The sequence below is a fragment of the Streptomyces solincola genome, assembly GCF_002982015.1.
Classification (GTDB): domain Bacteria; phylum Actinomycetota; class Actinomycetes; order Streptomycetales; family Streptomycetaceae; genus Streptomyces; species Streptomyces solincola.
In genome coordinates this window covers 1-6,096 of record NZ_PVLV01000514.1, presented here as the reverse complement: position 1 = coordinate 6,096, position 6,096 = coordinate 1, and the positions used below count along the sequence as shown (strand labels likewise).

At 76.2% G+C, this 6,096-nt stretch carries 5 protein-coding genes and 1 pseudogene; 2 read left to right on the top strand and 4 right to left on the bottom strand.

Annotated elements, in window-relative coordinates; genetic code table 11:
• Nucleotides 1-44: 44 nt before the first annotated feature.
• Entirely contained in the window at nucleotides 45-1,295 is a 1,251-nt protein-coding gene (locus tag C6N75_RS26075; RefSeq protein WP_105871332.1) for an aminotransferase class V-fold PLP-dependent enzyme, read from the top strand.
• A gap of 39 nt (nucleotides 1,296-1,334) precedes the next feature.
• Here C6N75_RS26075 and C6N75_RS26070 read toward each other — a convergent pair whose 3' ends face one another.
• Entirely contained in the window at nucleotides 1,335-2,468 is a 1,134-nt protein-coding gene (locus C6N75_RS26070; protein ID WP_105871331.1) for a cobalt-precorrin-5B (C(1))-methyltransferase, read from the bottom strand.
• A 50-nt stretch (nucleotides 2,469-2,518) separates the two neighbouring features.
• On the opposite strand from C6N75_RS26070, the gene C6N75_RS26065 reads away from it, so the two are divergent.
• Nucleotides 2,519-3,268: a cobalt-precorrin-6A reductase gene (locus C6N75_RS26065; RefSeq protein ID WP_105871330.1), complete on the top strand. Its 750-nt coding sequence runs from the start codon at nucleotides 2,519-2,521 to the stop codon at nucleotides 3,266-3,268.
• Between the two features lie 20 nt (nucleotides 3,269-3,288).
• On the opposite strand, the gene C6N75_RS26060 is transcribed toward C6N75_RS26065, so the two are convergent.
• The 3 genes and pseudogenes from C6N75_RS26060 to C6N75_RS30950 all read right to left on the bottom strand — a co-directional run.
• On the bottom strand, nucleotides 3,289-4,827 hold the full coding sequence (locus C6N75_RS26060; protein ID WP_105871329.1) for a precorrin-2 C(20)-methyltransferase: 1,539 nt from the start codon (nucleotides 4,825-4,827) through the stop codon (nucleotides 3,289-3,291).
• Nucleotides 4,828-4,832: 5 nt separating this feature from the next.
• On the bottom strand, nucleotides 4,833-5,507 hold the full coding sequence (locus C6N75_RS26055; RefSeq protein WP_105871328.1) for a precorrin-8X methylmutase: 675 nt from the start codon (nucleotides 5,505-5,507) through the stop codon (nucleotides 4,833-4,835).
• A 1-nt stretch (nucleotide 5,508) separates the two neighbouring features.
• Nucleotides 5,509-6,096, bottom strand: a pseudogene (locus tag C6N75_RS30950) (hypothetical protein); the annotation flags it as partial.

The window sequence follows — 6,096 nt, the reverse complement described above, 5'->3', positions numbered from 1 at the left end:
CCACCCTTCTGCGCCCCTCGGCCCCTCGGCCCCTCCGGAGAGTCATGCGCCCCACCGTGCCCGTCCCGTCCCCGCCGTCCGGGCCCCGGCCGCCGGTCCCGCTGCGGCTGCCCGACGGGCGGCCGGCCGCCGACGCCTGGTCGCTGGACCCGGCCGTGCGCCACCTCAACCACGGCTCCTTCGGCGCGGTCCCGCGCGCCGCCCAGCAGGCCCAGCACTCCCTGCGGGACGAGATGAACGCCCACCCGGGCCTCTGGTTCCCGGAGCTGCCCGAGCGGGTGGCGAAGGCCCGAGCCGCCGTCGCCCGCTTCCTGCGGGCGGACCCGGACGAGCTGGCCCTCGTCCCCAACGCCAGCGCCGGGGCCAGCGTCCTCTACGGGTGCCTACCCGACCGCCCCGGCGGCGAGATCGTGGTCACCGACCACGGCTACGGGGCCGTCACCATGGGCGCCGAGAGGCTGGCGCGGCGCTGGGGCGGCACGGTCCGCACCGCCCGCGTCCCGCTCGACGCGGACGCCGACACGGCTTACGAGGCGATCCTGGCCGAGGTCGGCGAGCGCACCGGGCTGCTGGTGGTGGACCAGGTCACCTCCCCCACCGCGCGCCGCCTGCCGGTCGAGCGCGTCGGCGCGGAGGCGCGCCGCCGGGGCGTGCCCTTCCTGGTCGACGGCGCCCACGCGCCCGGTCTCCTCGCCGACCCCCTGCACGGCCTGGAATGCGACGTCTGGACCGGCAACCTGCACAAGTTCGGCTGCGCCCCGCCCGGGGCGGCGGCCCTGGCGGCCCGCTCCCCGCTGCGTACCTCGCTCCACCCGCTGATCGACTCCTGGGGCGCGCGCGAACCGTTCCCGCAGCGCTTCGACTTCCAGGCGACGCACGACGCGACCAGCCACCTCGCCGCCCCCGCCGCCCTCGCCCTGATCGAGGAGACCTGGGGCTGGGACGCCGTACGCGCCTACCAGCGGGACCTCGCCGCCTACGGGCGGCATATCGTCGCCACCGCCTTCGAGGAGCTGACCGGCGAGGACGCCTCCGCACAGGTCGGCATGCCGGTGGACGCGATGAAACTGGTGCGCCTGCCGGGGCCCCTGGCCGCGACCCGCGAGCAGGCCGACGCCCTACGCGGCCGCGCCGCCCGCGAACTCGGCGTCGCCGCCGCCTTCACCGCCTTCCGCGGCACCGGCTACCTCCGCCTGTCCGCCCACGCGTACAACACCCCCGCCGACTACGAGGACTTCGCCGCCCGCTGCGTCCCGGTGCTGGCCGGCTGGGCCCGCACGGCGGCCGGCCGCTAGACCGCGCCCGGGCACGGGGGCTGCCGGGCCGCCGTGCTGCTAGTCCGCCCCGCCCGGCCCGCGTACCGCCGACCGCCCCACCACCGTTCCCGCCCGGTCGACGCAGACCACGTCCACCGCGACCGGGGCGCCGCGCAGGACGGCGAGCGCCTGGTCGCGGGCGGTGGCGGCGACCAGGTCGCCCAGCGGGACGCCGGCCGCCGCGCAGAGCTGGAGCGCGGCCAGCCCGGTGTTCGCGGCGGCCACCCGCGCGACCAGGGCCGCGCCCGCGCCGGCGGTGCGGGCCAGCTCCGCCAGGAAGCCCTTGTCCACCTGGGAGCGCGCCGAGTGCAGGTCCAGATGGCCGGCCGCCAGCTTGGACAGCTTGGCGAAGCCGCCGCACACCGTGAGCCGCTCCACCGGGTGCCGGCGCACGTACTTCAGCACCGCCCCGGCGAAGTCGCCCATGTCCAGCAGCGCGTCCTGAGGCAGCCCGTACAGCGCGGTGACCGTCTTCTCCGAGGTCGACCCCGTACAGCCCGCCAGATGGGTGCGGCCCGCCGCCCGGGCCACGTCCACCCCGCGCCGGATGGAGTCGATCCACGCCGAGCACGAGTACGGCACCACGATGCCGGTGGTGCCCAGCACGGACAGCCCGCCGAGGATGCCCAGCCGCGGGTTCCACGTGGAACGGGCCAGCTCCTCGCCGTCGTCCACGGATACCGTCACCTCGACGTCGCCGGCGGCCCCGTACGCGGCGGCGACCTCGGCCAGGTGCTCGCGTATCAGCCGGCGCGGCACCGGGTTGATGGCCGGTTCGCCCACCTCCAGCGGCAGCCCCGGCCGGGTGACCGTGCCGACGCCGGGGCCGGCCCGGAACACCACGCCCGCGCCGGCCGGCAGCGCCCGCACCCGGGCCCGTACCAGCGCCCCGTGCGTCACGTCCGGGTCGTCCCCGGCGTCCTTGACCACACCCGCCTCCGCCGTGCCGGCCGCCAGCTCCTCCACCGCCAGCGCGAACGCCGGGGTCTGCCCGCGGGGCAGGGTGATCGTCACCGGGTCGGGGAAGGCGCCGCTCAGCAGCGCGGTGTACGCGGCGGTCGCGGCCGCCGTCGCACAGGCCCCGGTCGTCCAGCCGGGCCGCAGACCGGTGTGCTTGAGTTGGGCCGCACGCCCGCCCGCGGCCTCGCCCACAGCGGTCCCCACGCCCGGTTCACCACCCACGGAAGGACCCCTCAGCCCCCGTGCACCTGCTCATTCTCGGCGGCACCACCGAGGCCCGCCGGCTCGCGGAGGCGCTGACCGGCCCGTCCGCGCCCGCCGGCCTCCGGGTCACCAGCTCGCTCGCCGGCCGGGTGGCCGCGCCCCGGCTGCCGGCCGGCGGCGAGGTGCGCGTCGGCGGCTTCGGCGGCCCCGAGGGCCTGGCCCGGTGGCTGCGTGAACACCGGGTGGACGCGCTCATCGACGCCACACATCCCTTCGCGGAGACCATCAGTGCCGGCGCGGCCCAAGCCGCCCGGACCGTCCATGTTCCCTTGCTGGTGCTGCGCCGCCCCGCCTGGGCCCCCGTCCCCGGCGACGACTGGCACCGGGTCTCCGACCTGCCCGAGGCCGCCGCCACCGCCCGCCGGCTCGGGCGCAGGATCTTCCTCACCACCGGCCGCATGGGCCTCGCCGCCTTCGCCCACCTGCACGACGCCTGGTTCCTGGTCCGCTCGGTCGACCCGCCCGAGCCCCCCTGTCCGCCGCACCTGGAGGTCCTCCTCGACCGCGGCCCCTTCACCCTGGACGGCGAACGCGACCTGCTGCGCCGGCACGCGGTGGACGTACTGGTCACCAAGGACAGCGGCGGTGCCGCCACCGCCCCCAAGCTCACCGCCGCCCGCGAGGCGGGCGTCCCCGTCGTCCTCGTCGACCGCCCGTCCCTCCCTCCGGGCTCCCAGGTGGCCGCCACCGTCGAGGAGGCGGCCACCTGGGCCCGTCGACGGAGCTGACCGGCACCCGGGGGGGCCGCTCAGTCCTCCGGGTACGTCCTCGGCGTCCAGGTGACGCGGGCGCCGTCTCCTCGGGTCGTCGCGCGGGTCTGGGTGGAGCCGATGAGGAGCAGGGTGCGCATGTCGACCTCGGCCGGGTCCAGGTCGGCGAGGGGGAGGACGCGGACCGACTCGTCGGGGCCGCCGACGTCGCGGGCGACGACCACGGGGGTGTCCGGGGCCCGGTGCTCCAGGAGCAGTTCGCGGGCCTTGGCGACCTGCCAGGTGCGGCTGGCCGAGCCGGGGTTGTAGAGGGCGAGCACCAAGTCGGCGGCGGCCGCCGCGGCGAGGCGGCGGGCGATCACCTCCCAGGGCTTGAGCCGGTCGGACAGCGAGATGGTGGCGTAGTCGTGGCCGAGCGGCGCGCCCGCCTTGGCCGCCGCCGCGTTGGCGGCCGTCACACCGGGCAGCACCCGCACCGGCACGTCGGCGTAGGCCTCCTGCGCGGCCACGTCGAGGACGGCGGTCGCCATGGCGAACACGCCCGGGTCGCCGCCCGAGACCACCGCGACCCGGTGCCCGCGCCGGGCCAGGTCCAGGGCGAACTCGGCCCGCTCGGACTCCACCTTGTTGTCCGACCCGTGCCGCCGCTGCCCCGGCCGCTCCGGGACCCGGGCGAGGTAGGTGGTGTAACCGACCAGGTCGGTCGCCGAGGCCAGCGCCCCGCGGGTCTCGGGGGTGAGCCAGCGCGCACCGGCCGGGCCGGTGCCGACGACCAGGACCTCTCCGGATCCGGGGCTCGGCTCCGGCGGTACGGCGTCGATCCGGGAGGGCAGCACCGCCACCGAGAAGTACGGCACCGAGTCCGGGTCCACGTCCGCCAAGCGGTCGGTGCGCTCACCGGGCATGGTGGCGCGCTCCACATAGCGGGCGTCGTCCAGTCGCCCGGTCTGCTCCAGCGCCCGGCGCACCGCGGGGAAGGTACGGCCGAGCTTCATCACCACCGCCGAGTCGGCCGCCGCCAGCCTGGCCGTCAGCTCCTCCTCCGGCAGCGTGCCGGGAATGATCGTCAGCGTCTCCTCGGCCTCGCACAGCGGCTCCCCGAGCCGTGCGGCCGCGGCGCTGACAGAGGTCACGCCGGGGATGACCTCGGTCGGGTACCGGTGCGCCAGCCGCTTGTGCATGTGCTGGTAGGAGCCGTAGAAGAGCGGATCGCCCTCGGCCAGCACCGCCACCGTGCGGCCGGCGTCCAGGTGGGCGGCCAGCGTGGCGGACGCCTCCTCGTAGAAGTCGTCCAAAGCACCCCGGTACCCGCCCGGGTGATCGGTGGTCTCCACGGTGAGCGGGTACATCAGCCGCTCCTCGACGTGGTCCTCGCGGATGTGCTCGGCCGCGATGGAGCGGGCGATGGACCGCCCGTGCCGGGCCGAGTGGTAGGCGACCACATCGGCCTCCGCGATGGCCCGCACGGCCCGCACCGTCATCAGCGACGGGTCGCCGGGGCCGAGCCCCACCCCGTACAGCTTCCCGGTCCCGGGCGTCCGCTCCACCGCGGCGGGCTCCGTCCGAACGCTTCCCATGGTGCTCACTCCGCCTCGCTCGCGAGGGCGTTGACCGCCGCCGCCACCATCGCGCTGCCGCCGCGCCGGCCCCGGACCACCAGGTGCTCCAGTCCCGCCGTGGCCGCCAGCGCGTCCTTGGACTCGGCCGCCCCGATGAAGCCGACCGGAATGCCGAGCACCGCAGCCGGACGGGGCGCGCCCGCGGCGATCATCTCCAGCAACCGGAACAGCGCGGTGGGCGCGTTACCGATGGCGACGACCGAGCCCTCCAGCCGCTCCCGCCACAGCTCCAGCGCCGCCGCGCTGCGGGTGGTGCCCAGCTCGGCGGCGAGCTGCGGCACAGCCGGGTCGGAGAGCGTGCAGAGGACCTCGTTGTCGGCCGGCAGCCGCTTGCGGGTCACCCCGCTGGCGACCATCTGCGCGTCGCACAGGATCGGCGCCCCGGCGCGCAGCGCGGCCCGGGCGTCGCGGACGACGTGCGGGGAGTAGGCGAGGTCTCGGACCAGGTCGGTCATGCCGCAGGCATGGATCATGCGGACGGCGACCTGGCTCACGTCGGCCGGCAGTCCCGCCAGATCGGCCTCGGCACGGATCGTGGCGAAGGACTGGCGGTATATCTCCGCCCCGTCCTTCTCGTAGGCGTATCCGTCGGCGTGGTCGGATGCGTCGAACGCTGTCACTGTGCTGCTCTCGCTCATCTCATCGCTGCTGGGGGGAGGTGGGGCGGGTGCGGGGACCCGGGACGGTTTCACGTGAAACATCGGGGGCGAGACCTGCGTCCTTCCGGTCATGTTTCACGTGAAACATGACCTCGGAGCCGCCCGCACGGGTGTGCACCGTCTGCCGGTAGGCGCCCTCGCCGGTGGCGACCATGTCCATCCAGTCACCGCGCGGATGACCGCAGCGCCGCTCGCACCCGGACCAGTGCACCGGGAGGCCGCCGCCCACGGGGCGGGCGTCGGCGCGGACGTCGGCCAGGGACTTGGCGCAGCCGGGCCGGCCGGTGCAGGCACTGACCCCGGCCCAGGGGGAGTGGGGCTCGGTGACGTATCCGGCGGACGCCAGCTCCATGAGGCGGCTGCGGGCCGCCTCGCCGGCCAGACCGGGCAGGACGAACCCCCGCCACGGGGTCACCCGTATCTCGGGGGCCGGGAGCAGGGCGCGGAACTGGTCGCTGGTCACCCGGCCCAACCGGGCCAGGACGGAGACGAAGCCACCGGCGAGGAGGCCGGGCGGGGGTGGAGCGCAGGAGCTGTCTCTTATACACATCTCCGAGCCCACGAGACG

Bases quoted from the DNA above. Each gene is read 5' to 3' on its own strand.
- C6N75_RS26075 (WP_105871332.1), top strand. From the start codon at position 45: ATGCGCCCCACCGTGCCCGTCCCGTCCCCGCCGTCCGGGCCCCGGCCG.
- C6N75_RS26060 (WP_105871329.1), bottom strand. From the start codon at position 4,827: ATGGGAAGCGTTCGGACGGAGCCCGCCGCGGTGGAGCGGACGCCCGGG.
- C6N75_RS26055 (WP_105871328.1), bottom strand. From the start codon at position 5,507: ATGAGCGAGAGCAGCACAGTGACAGCGTTCGACGCATCCGACCACGCC.